The 15,253-nt window shown below is 44.1% G+C and carries 17 protein-coding genes; 9 read left to right on the forward strand and 8 right to left on the reverse strand.

Features of this window, described 5'->3' with window-relative positions; all coding sequences use genetic code 11:
* Window positions 1-107: 107 nt before the first annotated feature.
* The 4 genes from carA to TH606_RS00325 are packed head-to-tail and all read left to right on the forward strand — an operon-like array spanning window position 108 to window position 3,559.
* The gene (gene carA / locus TH606_RS00310) at window positions 108-1,232 is read left to right on the forward strand and encodes a glutamine-hydrolyzing carbamoyl-phosphate synthase small subunit (protein WP_068540478.1); all 1,125 of its coding nucleotides are present in this window, start codon (window positions 108-110) and stop codon (window positions 1,230-1,232) included.
* The gene (locus tag TH606_RS00315; RefSeq protein WP_068540425.1) at window positions 1,229-1,879 is read left to right on the forward strand and encodes a DUF2760 domain-containing protein; all 651 of its coding nucleotides are present in this window, start codon (window positions 1,229-1,231) and stop codon (window positions 1,877-1,879) included. Before carA ends, TH606_RS00315 begins: the two co-directional genes overlap by 4 nt.
* Window positions 1,880-1,881: 2 nt before the next feature.
* A complete protein-coding gene (locus tag TH606_RS00320) occupies window positions 1,882-2,814 on the forward strand; it encodes a bifunctional riboflavin kinase/FAD synthetase (protein ID WP_068540426.1) in 933 nt (310 codons plus the stop codon).
* A gap of 4 nt (window positions 2,815-2,818) precedes the next feature.
* Window positions 2,819-3,559, forward strand: a complete 741-nt coding sequence (locus tag TH606_RS00325; protein WP_068540428.1) for a pseudouridine synthase — start codon at window positions 2,819-2,821, stop codon at window positions 3,557-3,559.
* Here the strand turns inward: TH606_RS00325 and TH606_RS00330 are convergent.
* Window positions 3,543-4,403 (reverse strand): PHP domain-containing protein, encoded by an 861-nt coding sequence (locus TH606_RS00330; protein WP_082863436.1) that lies wholly within the window; start codon window positions 4,401-4,403, stop codon window positions 3,543-3,545. The genes TH606_RS00325 and TH606_RS00330 overlap by 17 nt on opposite strands.
* Before the next feature lie 94 nt (window positions 4,404-4,497).
* On the opposite strand from TH606_RS00330, the gene TH606_RS00335 reads away from it, so the two are divergent.
* The 3 genes from TH606_RS00335 to TH606_RS00345 are packed head-to-tail and all read left to right on the forward strand — an operon-like array spanning window position 4,498 to window position 7,062.
* The gene (locus tag TH606_RS00335; RefSeq protein ID WP_068540430.1) at window positions 4,498-4,950 is read left to right on the forward strand and encodes a universal stress protein; all 453 of its coding nucleotides are present in this window, start codon (window positions 4,498-4,500) and stop codon (window positions 4,948-4,950) included.
* Between the two features lie 39 nt (window positions 4,951-4,989).
* Complete coding sequence (locus TH606_RS00340; protein ID WP_068540431.1) at window positions 4,990-5,970, forward strand: NAD(P)-binding domain-containing protein; 981 nt, start codon at window positions 4,990-4,992, stop codon at window positions 5,968-5,970.
* Complete coding sequence (locus TH606_RS00345) at window positions 5,971-7,062, forward strand: two-component system sensor histidine kinase NtrB (protein ID WP_068540433.1); 1,092 nt, start codon at window positions 5,971-5,973, stop codon at window positions 7,060-7,062.
* Here the strand turns inward: TH606_RS00345 and TH606_RS00350 are convergent.
* Genes TH606_RS00350 through TH606_RS00365 form a run of 4 tightly spaced genes read right to left on the reverse strand, consistent with a single transcriptional unit; the run spans window position 7,034 to window position 10,161 of the window.
* Entirely contained in the window at window positions 7,034-8,035 is a 1,002-nt protein-coding gene (locus tag TH606_RS00350) for a hypothetical protein (protein ID WP_068540435.1), read from the reverse strand. The two genes, TH606_RS00345 and TH606_RS00350, sit on opposite strands and share 29 nt — an antisense overlap.
* Window positions 8,001-9,032 (reverse strand): M42 family metallopeptidase, encoded by a 1,032-nt coding sequence (locus tag TH606_RS00355; protein WP_068540437.1) that lies wholly within the window; start codon window positions 9,030-9,032, stop codon window positions 8,001-8,003. Before TH606_RS00355 ends, TH606_RS00350 begins: the two co-directional genes overlap by 35 nt.
* Window positions 9,029-9,811 (reverse strand): exodeoxyribonuclease III, encoded by a 783-nt coding sequence (xth, locus tag TH606_RS00360; protein ID WP_068540439.1) that lies wholly within the window; start codon window positions 9,809-9,811, stop codon window positions 9,029-9,031. The genes TH606_RS00355 and xth overlap by 4 nt, the downstream gene beginning before the upstream one ends.
* A gap of 2 nt (window positions 9,812-9,813) precedes the next feature.
* Window positions 9,814-10,161, reverse strand: coding sequence for a CGGC domain-containing protein (locus TH606_RS00365; RefSeq protein ID WP_068540441.1), 348 nt, complete (start codon window positions 10,159-10,161; stop codon window positions 9,814-9,816).
* Window positions 10,162-10,291: 130 nt separating this feature from the next.
* Between TH606_RS00365 and hisA the strand changes: the two genes are divergently transcribed.
* Window positions 10,292-11,023, forward strand: a complete 732-nt coding sequence (hisA, locus tag TH606_RS00370) for a 1-(5-phosphoribosyl)-5-[(5-phosphoribosylamino)methylideneamino]imidazole-4-carboxamide isomerase (RefSeq protein WP_068540443.1) — start codon at window positions 10,292-10,294, stop codon at window positions 11,021-11,023.
* Window positions 11,020-13,005, forward strand: coding sequence for a ribonuclease catalytic domain-containing protein (locus TH606_RS00375; protein WP_068540445.1), 1,986 nt, complete (start codon window positions 11,020-11,022; stop codon window positions 13,003-13,005). Before hisA ends, TH606_RS00375 begins: the two co-directional genes overlap by 4 nt.
* Here TH606_RS00375 and TH606_RS00380 read toward each other — a convergent pair.
* From TH606_RS00380 to TH606_RS11275, 3 genes are read right to left on the reverse strand one after another with little or no spacing between them, the layout of a single operon-like run.
* Entirely contained in the window at window positions 13,002-13,601 is a 600-nt protein-coding gene (locus TH606_RS00380) for a cytochrome b/b6 domain-containing protein (RefSeq protein WP_068540447.1), read from the reverse strand. The two genes, TH606_RS00375 and TH606_RS00380, sit on opposite strands and share 4 nt — an antisense overlap.
* A gap of 2 nt (window positions 13,602-13,603) precedes the next feature.
* Window positions 13,604-14,920, reverse strand: a complete 1,317-nt coding sequence (locus TH606_RS00385; RefSeq protein ID WP_197460471.1) for a tetrathionate reductase family octaheme c-type cytochrome — start codon at window positions 14,918-14,920, stop codon at window positions 13,604-13,606.
* A 6-nt stretch (window positions 14,921-14,926) separates the two neighbouring features.
* The gene (locus TH606_RS11275) at window positions 14,927-15,220 is read right to left on the reverse strand and encodes a hypothetical protein (RefSeq protein WP_082863438.1); all 294 of its coding nucleotides are present in this window, start codon (window positions 15,218-15,220) and stop codon (window positions 14,927-14,929) included.
* Between the last annotated feature and the right edge of the window lie 33 nt (window positions 15,221-15,253).

Consider the following 15,253-nt stretch of genomic DNA (forward strand, 5'->3'; position numbering starts at 1 on the left):
ATATTTTTGAGACTAAGTGTCAATTGCACTAAGGAGTGTCTTCCATGCAGACTCCTGGTCAAAACGGAAATGTTGTGTTAAAAACTTCCTGGCTAATGGAGGGAACTATGAAAGCACTCATAGTTTTAGAAGACGGGACCACCTTTTGGGGTAAGTCTTTCACCGGGCGAGGTGAAGTCTTTGGTGAAATAGTTTTTAACACTGCCATGACCGGCTACCAGGAGATACTTACGGACCCTTCGTATCGCGGCCAAATCGTCACCATGACTTATCCCCTCATCGGCAATTATGGCGTAAACGATGAAGACAATGAAAGCCTGCGCATCCAGGTGGAGGCCTTTGTCGTTCGTGAATATCAACCCTTTTATTCTAACTGGCGGGCTAAGAGGTCTCTGGGAGATTGGCTTAAAAGCCAGGGGGTATTAGGGATAGAACAAGTTGACACCCGTGCTATAACGCGCCACATAAGACTTGCGGGCGCTATGAAAGCGGGGATTTCCACGGAAGACTTAAATCCCTCTTCCCTGCTTGAAAAGGTAAAAGCCGCTCCAGGCCTGGTGGGGCGCGATCTTGTCAAAGAAGTTACCTGCAATAAGCCTTACCGCTGGGTAAACGGCGAAGTAAAAGACTTTTTTCCTTTTGATCCAAAGGGCGGTTTTCGGGTGGTGGTAATTGATTGCGGCCTTAAATTTAATCAACTTCGGCTAATGGAAGAACGGGGCCTACAGCTTCTTGTAGTCCCGGCCACCACTTCCGCTGAAGAAATCCTTTCTTACGAACCTGACGGGGTGTTTTTTTCTAATGGTCCAGGAGACCCGGCGGCTGTGCCTTATGTGGTAGAAACAGCCAAAAAGCTCCTGGGCAAAAAGCCTATCTTTGGGATATGCCTTGGCCACCAGATGATTGGCCAGGCCCTTGGGGCCAGTACTTATAAACTTAAGTTTGGTCACCGGGGAGCAAACCAGCCCGTCAAGGACTTAGCTACCGGACGCATTGAAATAACTTCCCAAAATCATGGTTTTTGCGTGAGAAAAGAAGAGTTACCCAAAGAGGTTGAAATTTCCCACATAAACCTCAACGACGGTACCTTAGAGGGGATAAAGCATCGGGAGCTTCCGCTTTTTAGCGTGCAGTACCACCCGGAAAATGCTCCTGGCCCTCATGACTCAGTTTATCTTTTTGACCGCTTTGTGGACATGATAAAAGCTTTTGCCGAGGGCAAATATCAATGAAGCGCGAACAGGCTTTTATCAGCATAATAAGCCTGCTGGTGGCAGCAGTTCTAGGGGGCCTTGCTTATTACTTTAAAGATGTTTTGCCTTCCTGGGCTATAGGTACCATGGTGGGGGCACCCGTGCTTGGCGGTTTAATTCTTCTTCTGCTGATTAAGCCTTATTCGCCTAAAGAACCGTCTTCACCACCTAAGATAAAAGAAGAACCCCCTAAAAAGGAGCCAATCACCGAAGAAAAGCTGGTTGTTGAGAAAAAAATAGCCACCCAGGAACCCCCAGAGGAGTATGTGGCGGCGTTCATCGGGGTTTTACAGAAAGAAGGGCGTTTTCTTGACTTTTTAAGTGAAGACCTTGATAAATACGATGACACTCAAATAGGCGCGGCGGTGAGAGCCATTCATCCCAAGCTTAAACAGGTTCTTTTTGAAATGATAGAAATTGCCCCGGTAATAGACTCAAAAGAAGGCAGCGAGATAATCATAGAGGAAGATTTTGACCGCCAGGCTATAAGGCTAATAGGAAATATTAAGGGCAATCCTCCTTTTCGTGGCGTTTTAAGGCATCCGGGCTGGCGCTATCATAAGGTAAATCTGCCAAAGCCTCGCCAGGGAAAAATTTTAACCCCAGCTGAAGTGGAAGTCCCATAAATATGAAAATTTTAAGGAAAGAAGATCTTCCACTTAAAGTTTCTTATCCCGTAGCCACTATTGGTAATTTTGACGGGGTGCACCTGGGGCATCAGGCCCTTTTTCGCGAAACAGTAAAAAGGGCAAGGGCCCACCAGGGCCACGCCATAGCCGTTACCTTTCATCCGCATCCCTTACAGGTGCTAAGGCCTGACAAGGCTATCAAACTTATTTGCTCTCTTGAACAAAAAATAAAACTTATAGAAAAGGCCGGGCTTGACTATTTGCTTTTACTTGAGTTCAACCAGGCTCTCGCTTCCCTTGAACCAGAAGAGTTCGTGGAAGATATTTTCGTTAAAGGCTTAAGCATAAAAGAATTGGTAGTGGGTTATGACTACCGCTTTGGCAAAAAGCGCCGTGGAGACACGGAGCTTTTAAAGATACTGGGGCAGCGTTATGGCTTTGACGTGACAGTTGTTCCTCCTCAGAAAGTAAATGGTCTGGTGGTATCAAGTTCCCTTATTCGGGAACTTATAGCTGAAGGGGAGGTAGCCCTGGCAGCTAAGCTTCTTGGAAGATTTTATAAGATTTGCGGTCAGGTTATTCCTGGCCGTGGTCGGGGCCAAAAACTACTCGGGTTTCCCACGGCAAACCTCAAGCTTTCTAAAGAAAAACTCCTTCCCAAAACAGGCGTCTATGCCGTTTGGGTGCATTTGGATGGCCAGAAACTGCCGGGGGTAATGAATCTGGGTTTCAATCCCACTTTCGGGGAAGGTTATTTATCTGCTGAAGTTCACATCTTTGATTTTTCTGGGGATCTTTACGGCCAAAATATTTGTATTTCTTTTGTAGAACGCCTACGAGATGAAAAAAAATTCTCTTCTCCCGAAGAGCTTGCCGCCCAAATAAAAAGAGACAGCGAAAAAGCTCGCCAAATTTTTAACGCTCTCCAGTAAGTTTATGTCAGAAAATCAAAAAATACGTCTTAACAAATTTCTTTCCCGGGCAGGAGTGGCCTCAAGACGTAAAGCCGACGAACTTATAAAAGAAGGAAGGGTTAAAGTTAACGGTCAGGTAATATCAGAGCCAGGCCTAAAAATTGACCCCTATTCACAAAAAGTAGAGGTTGACGGGAAGCCAGTAAGGGTTGAAGAACCGGTTTATTACCTTTTTTACAAGCCTTCAGGATATCTTACTTCACTTTATGATCCCCATGGCCGTAAAACCATCAAAGAATTTATTAAACATCTGCCTGTTAGGGTCTTTCCTGTAGGACGGCTTGATGCCGCCACGGAAGGGCTCCTTCTTTTGACCAACGATGGCGAGCTGGCTAATAGGCTTTTACACCCGCGCTATGAAATTAAAAGGGTATATCATACCACGGTTAAAGGCCATCCGTCTGAAAAGCTCATTGAGCAGCTTTTAAAAAAGGGTGTAGAAGTTGAAGGTAGAAGAGTTTATCCACGAAAAATACGCCTTTTACGCCGTGGACCTAATTCTTCCACCTACGAAGTGGTGGTGGGAGAAGGCCGCAAAAGAGAGGTGCGAAAAATCTTTGCCTCTATAGGACACCCAGTGATTAATTTAAAAAGGGTGGCTTTTGGCCCTCTCACTTTAGGCAGGCTTCGTCCTGGCGAAATAAGACCTTTGAGCCCCAAAGAACTGGAACAACTTAAAAGAGCGGCTAGGCTTGAGCCCTGACTTTCCAGGCCTCTAAGAGCCTTTCATAAACCTCTATAGGAACTCTTAAATTGCCCTTGCCCACCCCTAATTTGATTTCAGGTTTGTTAGTTCCGTGAAAATCGCTTCCTCCACTGACTAAAAGGGAAAACCTTTGAGCTAACTCAAGGCAAAATTGGGTAAAGGCTTTGTCATGGTCGGTATAATAGGCTTCTATGGCGTCAAGGCCCTTGTTTTTAAGTCCAGCCACATAGCTTATAAGAGCATCTTCATCAAGACCGAGATAATACGGGTGAGCTAGAGAAACAAGGCCGCCTGCCTTATGAATTATCTTGATGGCCTCTTCGGCCTCAAGCCTTGCTTTGGGTACGTAAGCCAGTTTCCCCTTGCCTAAATATTTTTCAAAGGCCTCATCAAAGTCTTTAACTATACCTTTTTGAACCAGAATTTTGGCCATATGAGGACGGCCTATTTCTCCACCTTCGGCCATTTTTTCAAGCTCTTCTATGGAAATATCTATCCCCAAAGATTTTAGCTTTTCAACCATGAGGATATTTCTCTTGGCCCGAGCCTCATGAAGGGAAGCAAGGGTTTCTTTTAAAACACCATTTTCATAATCAATAAAATACCCGAGCAGATGGCAGTGCCCAGGACCTTCAAATTTAACACTAATCTCTACCCCTGGTACAAAAGCAATTTGGAGGCTTTGGGCCATTTCTTGTGCTTCCGCAAGCCCGGCCACAGTGTCATGGTCAGTTAAAGCAATGGCCGAGAGCCCGGCTTTTTTGGCTTCTTTAATCAAGTCACCAGGTGTTAAAGTGCCATCTGAGGCAGTAGAATGGGTATGTAGATCAATAATTTTCATAAAATTGACTCCTGTTTTACTTGACTAACTAAAAGCAAAAACGGTAGAAATTAATTAGAATAATAAAACATTTCTTGGTCGCAAGGAGGGAGTTATGGCAGAAATTAAAAGTATTTTATTTCCTACAGATTTTTCAGAGGCTTCTTTAAAAGTTATCCCTTATGCCAAGTATTTAGCCCAAAAATTAGATGCTAAGCTAACCGTGCTTTTTGTGGTAGAAGAACTGGCTAAATATGCCAACTTTTATGTTCCCCACAGCGCCCTTGATAATCTTGAACAGGAATTAATGGAACAAGCCCAGAAAAAAATGACTTCTTTTGTAGAAGAACACTTTGAAGACTTTCCAGTAGAAGCTTTAGTACGGCGTGGAGAAATACCAGAAGAAATTGTAAAAGTAGCGGAAGAGAAAGAAATTGGTCTAATCATTATGGCTACCCATGGCCGAAAAGGCCTTGAAAAAATCCTTCTCGGAAGCGTAACTGAAAGAGTGATTAAAACAGCCCCCTGTCCGGTGATGACAATTAATCCATTTCGGGTTAAAAAATAAAGTTTAATAAAATCATAAATTTTTTTGTTTGGGGGGCTCATGGAAAAAGCCAAAATTGTGGTGGTAGGAGGTGGTCCAGCAGGTATTGCTACAGCGGTTGAGGCCAAAGCCGCAGGTATTGAGCCGGTAATTGTTTTAGAAAAGGAAGAAAGACCCTGTCATACTATTCAAAAATATTACCATAAAGGTAAGCGGGTTGACGCGGTATGGCAGGGCCAGGAAGTAAAACCCGAAGGTATTTGCCGGTTTGAAACCTGCACTAAAGAGGAATTTTTAGAACTAATGGAAAAATATATTAAAGACTACAAAATAGACCTGCGTACCAATCAGGAAGTCTATAAAATTGAAAAAACTAACGATTGTTTTCGAGTATGGGCGGGGAAGGATACGGTTATTGAAGCCCCTATTGTAGTGATAGCTATAGGAATTTTTGGCAAACCTGTAAAACCCAGATACCGTATCCCTAAAGAAGTAAAAGACAAAGTTTTTTTTGGCACTCAAACCCAATGTATGCTTGGGGCCCAAAAAATACTGGTAGTTGGCGGTGGAGATTCTGCCGCTGAAACAGCCTGTTTCCTTTGTGATGAAGCAGAAATATATCTTTCCTATCGCCGCCCTCAATTTTTTCGTATAAACGAACAAAACCTAAAAGAGCTGGAAAAAAGAGTTAAAGCCGGCAAAGTAAAACTGTTAATGAACACTGATATTGAATCTCTTTCAGCTACCCCTGAAAACAAAGTCAAGGTCCGCTTTAAAGACGGGCAGGAAATGGTCTTTGATGCAGTTTATTATTGCCTAGGAGGAGCCACGCCGGATAATTTTTTACGGGCTATAGGGGTGGAAATGGAAGATAATCGTCCTAAGGTGGACGAATATTTTGAAACCAATATCCCAGGCCTTTTTTTAGTGGGTGATTTGGTCTTTGAAAAAGGAAGTATTATGGCGGCTTTTAACTCGGCGCACCAGGTTGTGAAAGGCATCAAAGAGCGCTATCAGGAAAGGCTTGAGCGTGGGTGCTAAATGGAAAAACGGGTGTATTGGCTTAAATCTTCGGTTGTGCGCAGTGATGAACTGCTTGAGGGTATAATTGAAAGTGCTACTGATGCTATTATTGCCATTGATGAAGAGCATAAAATAATCCTTTTTAACCCGGCTGCTGAAAAAATTTTTGGCTACCAGGTAGAAGAAGCCCTTGGTAAAGACTTATCAATTCTTTTACCTGAAAAGGTAGCTTCAAAGCATTTTTCTTTTATAAAAGAATTCCTTAAAACAGGAGATTCCCCTGTTATAGGGAAAGTATTAGAAGGAGTAGCTAGACGTAAGAATGGAGAGGACTTTCCCATTGAGATTTCCCGCTCTGCCACCAAAATAGACGACCACTGGATTTTCACCGCTATCGTTCGCGATGTTACCCAGGAAAAAGAAATGGAACGGCGGCTACTTGAAAGTGAGAAGCTTGCCGCGGTTGGTATAGCCGCCTCAAGAATTGTCCACGATATTAAAAATCCCCTAATTGCCATCGGGGGTTTTGTTTTTTCTCTGCTTAAAAAGGAGTCCTCTGAAGAAAAGAGACAGAAACTTGAATTAATCCTTCGGGAAATCAAGTGTCTTGAAAAGCTTCTTTCTGATATTAGTGAATTTGCCAAACCCCTAAAATTAGAGATAAAAGAAGCAGATTTAACCACCGTTTGCCAGGAGGCCATAGAAATTTATCGTCCTCGTTTAGAAGAAGAAGGGATTGAGATAGAACTTATCGCTCCAGAAAAGCCGGTAAAAGTCTTTCTTGACGAAGCCCGCCTTAAAGAAGTGCTTTTTAATATGTTCCAGAATGCCCTGGAAGCTATGAGTGCAACTGGCAACGGCAAACTTACCGTTGAAATTGTCCCGCGAGAACAAACTGTTCAAATTATAATTAGAGATACCGGCCCAGGAATTCCTGAACATGTTTTAAAACAACTTTTTACGCCTTTTTTTACCACCAAAAAGAAAGGCACCGGGCTAGGTCTTTCAATCTCTCACAAGATCATTGAAGCCCACGGCGGCAAAATAAAGGCCCGAAACTATGAGCACGGTGCTGAATTCACTATAGAGCTGCCTTATCGGCCAGGCTAGCAGCTTTTTTATGGGCTTCAGGAAAAAGTTTTTTCGCCATTTCTCTGGCTTTTGGAGTAGGTAGAAGGCGAATGAATTTATCAAGGACTTTACAGTCCTCGTAAGATAACAGCCACACAAAAAGCCGCCAGAAGAGTTCATTTTTGAGATGAGGAAAAGGTTCTTCAGGAGTTGGCGCAAGTTCTTCTTTTTCAATTAATTTTATATAGACAATGCTTCTTGCCGCCAGCAGGTCTTCTGAAATATTACGGTGTTTTCCGCCGAAAAGATAATAAGAGGTAAGCCCATCTCCTGGCGAGGGTAGAACTCCGTTAAACCCCCTGGTTTTTAAGGCCTTTAAAAGCAGGTTTTCCACTTTTAAACGAAAGAGCTTCCCTTTCTCTTTAGCCAGAAAATAGACCAATTTGAGATGGATATAACCTGCTTCAACATAGACAGACATATCTTCAGGAAGCCTGTGAAGTAAAGATATTATCTCCTGAGCTCGCATCTTGTCTCTTAAGGTAATGCGTTTAGCGTCCGCTTGAGCAAAGGCCTTTATTTTTTCTACCAGGGTATCAAAAGGCCCTTGCATAGCGGCGTAATAATCAAGCAATTTGCCAAAGGTTTCGTGTTCAGCCTGGTAAACCTCGGCAAGGTCAGGAATGTTTTGCACTTCCACACGAGGTACGCCGCTGTCAAGCATTTCACGGATAATAAGCCAGCGTTCAAGGTAAGGTTCAACCTGACATAAAATTTTCCCTTTTTGATAAAGCTTTGATAAAAATTCAAGGTTTCGGCGCGTGTATTCAGGAAAGCCGGCTTCTATTTTTTCTAGGTAAGCATGAATGGAGATTTCGCCTTTAACGACTTTAGAAAAATAGGGGTCTGGAGGCTCCTCAAGGATAATGGCCTTATGGCCCTTCATGAGTTCCCAGGAGGGAGGCAAAAACTCTTGCCTATGAGGGGTAAGACCAACGGTAAGCAAGCGCATCTTGAGGGTCTTCCAAAAAGGCCTTGAGCAATTCAACAGTGGCTTCAATGTCTTTTTTAAAGGCCAGGTTAACAGGGGTGTGGAGATACCTTACAGGTACAGAAACAGCTACGGCCCTGGTAGCTCCTTGAGTTATCTGAAAAGCCGTGGCGTTGGTGCTTCCTCTATTTTTTACCACTACCTGATGGAGAATTCCTTTTTTAGTGGCCAGCTCGGCCAGGCCCAGGGCAAGATGGCGGTCAGCTACAAAACGGGCATCAGAAAGACGGATTTCTGGTCCCTGGCCGGCTTTGGTAGCCTTTAAATGAGCAGGAAGTCCCGGGGTGTCCGCGGCAAAGGTGCCTTCAAGTGCCAGCACGGCGTCAAAAGGTTCTTTTATCTTTAAACCCTGGGCACCCCTAAGGCCTACCTCTTCCTGCACAGTAGCAGAGATAAAAAGGTCTGCCCTGGGATTTATTTGAGCTAAGGCTTCAGCTATTACAAAGAGGCCTACCCTGTCATCAAGGGCCTTGGCCATAATGGCTTCTTCTGTTTCTTCAAAATAAGGGGGGAAGGTTACTAAGTCTCCGACTTTAACGAGATCGGCTAGCTTTTCGGCTCCAAGCCCCAGGTCAAGATACAGCTCTTCAACGCTAAAATCTTTTTTTTCCTGACCAATATGAGGGGGATGAGAAACAACCACCGCGGGGAGCCTTTGGCGCCCCCATACTATTAACCTCTGACCGTAAAAAACTTTGGGATCTACTCCACCAAGAGGCACTACCCTTAAAAAGGCCCCTTCCAGGCCAGCTACCATAAAGGCTACTTCATCTAAATGGGCGTCAAGCAAAATTTTGGGGCCCCGACCCTTCTTATGAAGTAAAATATTCCCCAGAGGGTCTTCTTCTATTTCGTCAACAAAAGGTTTTAGTTCTTCCAAAAAAATTTCTTTTACAGGGGTTTCGGCCCCTGGGACACCTGGTGCTTCACAAAGTTTACGTAAAAATTCGTATCTCATAGCTCAAAATAAGCTATTACCGGAGTATGGTCAGAAGGTCGTTTCCAGCCACGTGGTTCCCGGTCAATAATGGCTTTTTTTAGTTTAGCGGCCAGTTTACGAGAAACCCAGATATGGTCAAGACGCATACCGCGGTTGGCTTTAAAGGCTCCAAACTGGTAATCCCACCAGGTAAAGGCTCCTTTCTCATCAGGATGAAGGGCACGATAAGTATCCACCAGGCCCCAATCTTTTAATAATTTTATAGCAGTGCGCTCGCGTTCATGAAAGCAAATATGGCCTGCTAAGAGTTCTGGGTCATAAACGTCAATTTCTTCAGGGGCCACGTTAAAGTCTCCACAAAGGGCCAGAAAATCCTGATCAGGGTCAAAATGATTTTCCAGATATTCCCTTAAACGATAGATAAATTCCAGTTTGTAGAGGAAATAATCAGACCCCACGCTTCCACCGTTAGGGATATAAACCGAATGAACCCTCACCCCTTTAATGGTGGCAGCTATGAGCCTTTCTCTGGCCTCAGCATCGTCAATATCCGGGAAGCCGATAAGTACATCTCTGGGTTCTTCCGTAGCAAGGATAGCCACTCCGTTTCTCCCTTTTCCTCCGGCGTGAACCGCATGGTATCCGAGGTCTTTTATTTCGCTGTAGGGAAAATCCTGGTCTGTGGTTTTAGTTTCCTGGAGACAAACTACTTCTGGCGCACGCAACTTGAGCCAGCGTAAAAGATGCTCAAGTCGCATGCGCACTGAATTTACATTCCAGGTGGCCAGGCTAAACATGTTTAGCCAAAATCATGGGTTCCTACAACTACTTTGATGCCTGTAGCCTCTTCAATCTGGGCCGGAAGTTTTTCTAAGTCATGATTTTTACAGGTAGGCTCAGCTTTAGCCATACAATTGGACATGTGAATAACGTCAAAATCTACTTTAGCCTTGGTGGCCTTGATATTGCCGATTAAAGCCCGGCCAGGACAGGTGCATTTTAAAAAGCCTATTACTTTTACGTCATCATCATAATTGGCAAAAGGCCCTCTTTTTTCCGCTGCTCCGGTTAAACATTTCCAGTCCCCTGGACAGCCAAATTGGTTATCAGCATAAGACCCACAGGCAATAATTAAAACTCTAGGCATGGCCAGCCTCCTTTTGAAAGGGATTTTCATTTACTTTTATGAAGCGGCTGGTCTTTTTTGTCAAGGCTATTTGAAATTTTCTTTAAATAGGGGTAAGCCTTTATCAGCAAGATAATTTGGGGAGTGACCAATGCTTGTTGTTCCAGCTATTGACCTTAAAGACAATCGTTGTGTAAGGCTTTACCAGGGAGATTATCAAAAAGAAACAATTTTCAGTGAAGACCCAATAGCCATTGCCAAAAGCTTTCAAGAGGCAGGAGCTGAACTTATACACGTTATAGACCTCTCTGGCGCAAAAGAAGGCAAAGCTGTCCATCGAGCATTAATTAAAGCAATTGTATCAGCCATAGAGGTGCCTGTAGAGGTTGGCGGAGGAATAAGGGACCTTAAAACTATAGAGGACTACTTGGTTGACGGAGTTGACAGAGTGATTTTAGGCACCATTGCCTGCCGAGAGCCAGAGCTAGTGCGTGAAGCTGCTCGCCTTTTCCCTCAAAGGATTGTGGTAAGCCTCGATGTGCGAGGTGATTTTGTGGCGGTAGAGGGCTGGACCAGTGAAAGTGAAATTCATTACCTTGACCTTGCCAAAATGCTTGAAGATGCAGGCCTTAGAGCCTTAATATTTACAGACATCACCAGAGACGGTACAGGAGAAGGGGTTAACTTAAAGAGAGTTATTCCCCTGCTTGAAGCCGTGACCTTGCCTGTATATCTGGCAGGAGGTGTTTCCACCATTGAAGACATTAAGAAGCTTTTACCCTTTGAAAAAAAAGGACTTGAAGGTGTAATTACCGGCCGGGCTATTTACACCGGCTCTCTTGACTTAAAAGAGGCGATAAAACTGGCCAAAGGAAAGGCGTGAAAGAAAAAGATCTTACAGGACATTTAATAGAATTTGCCGAACAGGGGCGAGTGCAGACTGCCTATTGCCTAGGGCAAAAAGACAGGCGTTTAAGAATCCTTTTACCGACCGGCCGCGAAGAGCTTCTTCCACGCACAAGAATTTTACATATCTCCAAAAGGGCCTTTAAGGCTCCGCATCGGCAAGAACAATTAGAAATTATCAAAGAAGCAGATCAGCGTCGTGAGGCCCTGAAGCAAGAAATAGACCTTGAAACTTTATGGGAACTGGTGGTTGATGACGCAGAAGAAATGTCCCCGGAAGAGCTGGCTGAAATCTATTTTGGAGAAGGCGCCGACGATGACCACGCCGCTGCCATCATAAGAGCTGTTCTTGAAGACCGCCTTTATTTTCGTTTTAAGGAAGGAAATATCTTCATCCCCTCTCGTGAAGAGGTAGCCCGTTTAAAAGAAGCAAAAAGAAAAGAAGCTGAGCGCCTGGCTCGCCGCGAGCAGGGAGCAGCCTGGCTCAAAGCCCTTTTAGCCAGAGAAACTTACGAAATAAAAGAAGAGATAAAAAACTACTGGCTCAAAGCCCTGCAAGAATATTTGCTTTTTGGCGATGAGGCCCAAAATGCCAAAGAAACCAAAGAATTACTAAAAAGAGTGGGAGCAGATAGACCTTCTAAGATCTTTGAAATTCTGGTTTCAACTGGAATCTTTACTGAAGACGAAAACCTTGAGCTTTTGCGTTTTGACATACAAGAAGATTTTCCTAAAGAGGTGGAAGAAGCTGCCCAGGAGATAGCTTCCAGGAGCTTTAGCCGTGAAGGACGCGAGGACCTGACTAATCTTTCCCCTGTGACTATAGATGGGCCGGAAACGAGAGACTTTGATGATGCCATCCATTTTGTTCAAAATGATGAAGAACTTGAAGTTGGTATCCACATTGCCGATGTTTCAGCTTTTGTTCCCCCTGAGTCTCCTATTTTCCGTGAAGCCTTAAACCGAGGAGCAACCATTTATTTGCCTGATCGTATTATCCCCATGCTTCCGCGAATCATTTCTGAAGAAGCCGCAAGTCTCATAGCGGGTAAAGAGCGCCCAGCGCTATCTTTTATCATAAAACTTTCTCCTGGCGGTGAAATAAAAAAATTTCGTCTGACACGCTCAATAATAAAAGTGGCTAAAAGGCTTACTTACGATGAGGCAGACCAGCTACTTCAGTCAGACCTTAAACCCCTTTATGAAATGGCCCAAAAACTTTTTGATAGGCGGCTAAAAGCCGGGGCGCTGCCTGTTTATCTACCAGAAATAAACTTAAGGGTGGAAGACGGCCGCATCATCCTTGAACGCATAGAAATTACCGGTGCGAGATTTTTAATTTCTGAATACATGATTCTTGCTAACTATGTGGCGGCTCTTTTTCTAAAAGAAAACCAGATTCCGGCCATTTATCGCAGCCAGCCTAAGCCTAAAGAACGTCTAATCTCTGGAGGGGAACAGGATATTTTTCTGAACTTCATGCAACTAAGGCAGCTTTCCCGCGGTGAGATGCTTCTTTCTCCAGAATTTCACCATGGTCTAGGCCTTCCCTGTTATACTACGGTGACTTCACCGATTCGCCGGGTGGTAGATCTTATTATAGAACACCAGCTCTGCCACTTTTTGGAAACAGGAAAGCCCCGCTTCAGTCTGGAAGATATAGAGGAATTTACTAAAGAAATATCTCGGGCCTTAGAGGTGGTGAACACTGTTAAAAACAGGACCTATCGCTACTGGTTGCTCAAATATCTCAAAGAAAATGCTCGTAACCGTCCCTTAGAGGCCTTGGTTATAGATATTCACCAGCGCAAGGCCAAAGTTTTGTTGTTAGACTTCATGCTCACCGTAGATGTGCCCCTCCCGCCGAGCTTAAGGCTTCAGCCAGGAGAAAAAATCAAAGTGGTTCTTAAAGGCATTCAACCGCGCGAAGAGGCGGTGAGAGCCTTTTTAGCCCATTAATTTTTTTCTATTTCCTCCCAGCCCAAGAACATACCTTTTAAATGGCTATACCATGGTTTCCCGGTGGTTGATAAATAAACATGCACAATAAGAAAAAATAGAAAGGCAAAGGCCCCAGCAGTATGATAAAGGGCCACTTGCTGTAAATTTAAGTTTATACCTAAGTGAGGCCACCATTCATAAAAAAGAAGCAAAAAGGCCGTAAGTAACTGCAGAGGAAACAGAATTACTTTCAAAAAGAGATAAGCTACGCGCTGTAATGGATTAAGTTTTTGGTCTGGCCTTTTTTCAAAGGGATGGGGTTCTCCGTAAAAAATTCCCCTGGTGTAATAGTGGATTATTTGGGAGATTTTTTCTTTTACCGGTACGTAATGCTGCCACGCCCCGGTGGTAAAATGCCAGAAAATGCCAAAAGCAGTTAACACTATCAGCGCAAAACCGGCATAAACATGCCAGATATAAGCTTTTTCGTATCCCCAAATAGAGATGGTTCCATGCATCTCAAAACCAGTTAATAAAAGGAAAATTATTAATAAAGCTTGGGTCCAGTGCCAAAAGCGTTCAAAGCGTGTATAGAGATATAATCTTTCTTTCATTACTAATCCTCCTTTCTGCTCTTTCGGGCTAAAACAATTCTCAATCCGCCGTGAATGGTTACCCCTATAAAAGCAAATATGCAGGCCAGCCAGCCGATACGGTCCAGCCAGGGAGAAAAATCTCGGCCGGGAAGATAGACACCTTTTATTTTGGCCAGACGGCCGTCTTTTCTGGTGTGGCAAGAAGCACAGGTTAGGGCGTCCTCCTTGGGGGCTACCATGTGAGAAAGCGCATGGTATTGTACTGTTTCTACAAAAGAGACCTTGCCACTAAAAGGAAGGCCAGCTTCGGCCATTCCTGCCCTGGAGGCCTTGATCCAGTCAAAATCTGCCCAAAAAGCCCCACTTCCCTTGGGGCCAAATAGTTTGGGAATAATTATAAGCTTATTTTGGGGGTCATAAGGCTGCTTCCCTAAATGAACTTTGAAGGGATAGATACGAGATTCTTTGTCTTCCGGACTCCCATTGGGTTTTATTAAAGTTATAGGCTCATTTGCTTCAACTTTTTCACCAGGAAGGAGATAGGAAAAAGTTCCATTGTACCAGAAATATTCTGGTACCAGGTTGCGTCCCCACTTTAAGGTCCCTTTTTTGGTATGATATGAGGGTGGTCCTAAAGGGCTTTTTTCCACAATAGGTTTTCCGTTATTAAAGCGGCCAGCGGTGGACCAGTCCCAATAAGTATTGGTGGGTTTACCCCTGGCATAAAAGGGGATATGGCAAGTTTGGCAGGCAACTTTATCAGTGTGGTCATTAAGCTTGATTAAACGCCAATCAAAAAGCCCCTTCTCCGGCTTATGGGGCCTGGCTCCGTGGCAAGATTCGCATTTGAGACGATAGCCTTCGTCTTTGGGTAAGGCCAAGTTTCTTTTGCCAGGAGCAGGGGTATCGTAATGTCTTCCGGCTATCTGGTGGGCCAGAGTTGTATGGCAGGTGGCACAAGAAAAGTTTAGGCCTTTGGCATCCATGTGGACATCAAGTTTTCTAGAGGCTTTAACTAGCGTGGAATCTGTATCTCCCCTTTTTACGCCGTCTCCACCTCCGCTAAAAAAGTGGCACTTACCACAGGATTCCCGGCTGCTGCGCCCTACATTTTGGGCTATAAAGGAAAGATTAACAGCTTTAAACAGTTTTTTTCCGGCAAAGACTTTGTCTTTGAGAGGCGGATAGCCACAGTCAGTGGGAAATTTTTTGTAGGTCCCTGTAGTGTCGTGACATACCAGACAATCTATTTTTTCTTCTTGGCTTAAGTCAAAATTTTTATCTTTCCACCCGTAACCAGCATGACAACTGGTGCACCTGCACCAGTTAGAAACCACCGAGATTCAGTAATTGTTTATTACGTGGGCCTTTCCCATTAAGCGGTTGTTTTTTCCTTTCCAGGTCCAAGTCCAGTGCAAACTTTTATGAATTTGTTTTCCCGCTTTGTTATGGCAGGATAAACAGGCCCTGGTAACCTCTTCAGGAGATTTAAAATCTTTTTTTAAAATCTCAAATTTGCTATGGTCCACAGTGGCCGGTGCAGGTTTAAAATATTTCGGCAAGCCTGGCCCGGTTGCAGCCCCAGCTGAAACCTTCATCACCCAGAACAAAAATATTGCCCACCAGAGCTTTTTCATAAAAAACCTCCCAAATTGCAATTCATTTACAGA

It is taken from the genome of Thermodesulfatator autotrophicus, from assembly GCF_001642325.1.
GTDB classification, from domain to species: Bacteria; Desulfobacterota; Thermodesulfobacteria; order Thermodesulfobacteriales; family Thermodesulfatatoraceae; genus Thermodesulfatator; species Thermodesulfatator autotrophicus.

What these genes read in the sequence shown, in the direction of transcription:
- TH606_RS00355 (WP_068540437.1), bottom strand. Translation starts at nt 9,032, where the DNA reads ATGAGATACGAATTTTTACGTAAACTTTGTGAAGCACCAGGTGTCCCA.
- carA (WP_068540478.1), top strand. Translation starts at nt 108, where the DNA reads ATGAAAGCACTCATAGTTTTAGAAGACGGGACCACCTTTTGGGGTAAG.
- TH606_RS00345 (WP_068540433.1), top strand. Translation starts at nt 5,971, where the DNA reads ATGGAAAAACGGGTGTATTGGCTTAAATCTTCGGTTGTGCGCAGTGAT.
- TH606_RS00335 (WP_068540430.1), top strand. Translation starts at nt 4,498, where the DNA reads ATGGCAGAAATTAAAAGTATTTTATTTCCTACAGATTTTTCAGAGGCT.
- TH606_RS11275 (WP_082863438.1), bottom strand. Translation starts at nt 15,220, where the DNA reads ATGAAAAAGCTCTGGTGGGCAATATTTTTGTTCTGGGTGATGAAGGTT.
- hisA (WP_068540443.1), top strand. Translation starts at nt 10,292, where the DNA reads ATGCTTGTTGTTCCAGCTATTGACCTTAAAGACAATCGTTGTGTAAGG.
- TH606_RS00340 (WP_068540431.1), top strand. Translation starts at nt 4,990, where the DNA reads ATGGAAAAAGCCAAAATTGTGGTGGTAGGAGGTGGTCCAGCAGGTATT.
- TH606_RS00350 (WP_068540435.1), bottom strand. Translation starts at nt 8,035, where the DNA reads ATGCGCTTGCTTACCGTTGGTCTTACCCCTCATAGGCAAGAGTTTTTG.
- xth (WP_068540439.1), bottom strand. Translation starts at nt 9,811, where the DNA reads ATGTTTAGCCTGGCCACCTGGAATGTAAATTCAGTGCGCATGCGACTT.
- TH606_RS00380 (WP_068540447.1), bottom strand. Translation starts at nt 13,601, where the DNA reads ATGAAAGAAAGATTATATCTCTATACACGCTTTGAACGCTTTTGGCAC.
- TH606_RS00315 (WP_068540425.1), top strand. Translation starts at nt 1,229, where the DNA reads ATGAAGCGCGAACAGGCTTTTATCAGCATAATAAGCCTGCTGGTGGCA.
- TH606_RS00320 (WP_068540426.1), top strand. Translation starts at nt 1,882, where the DNA reads ATGAAAATTTTAAGGAAAGAAGATCTTCCACTTAAAGTTTCTTATCCC.
- TH606_RS00325 (WP_068540428.1), top strand. Translation starts at nt 2,819, where the DNA reads ATGTCAGAAAATCAAAAAATACGTCTTAACAAATTTCTTTCCCGGGCA.
- TH606_RS00330 (WP_082863436.1), bottom strand. Translation starts at nt 4,403, where the DNA reads ATGAAAATTATTGATCTACATACCCATTCTACTGCCTCAGATGGCACT.
- TH606_RS00365 (WP_068540441.1), bottom strand. Translation starts at nt 10,161, where the DNA reads ATGCCTAGAGTTTTAATTATTGCCTGTGGGTCTTATGCTGATAACCAA.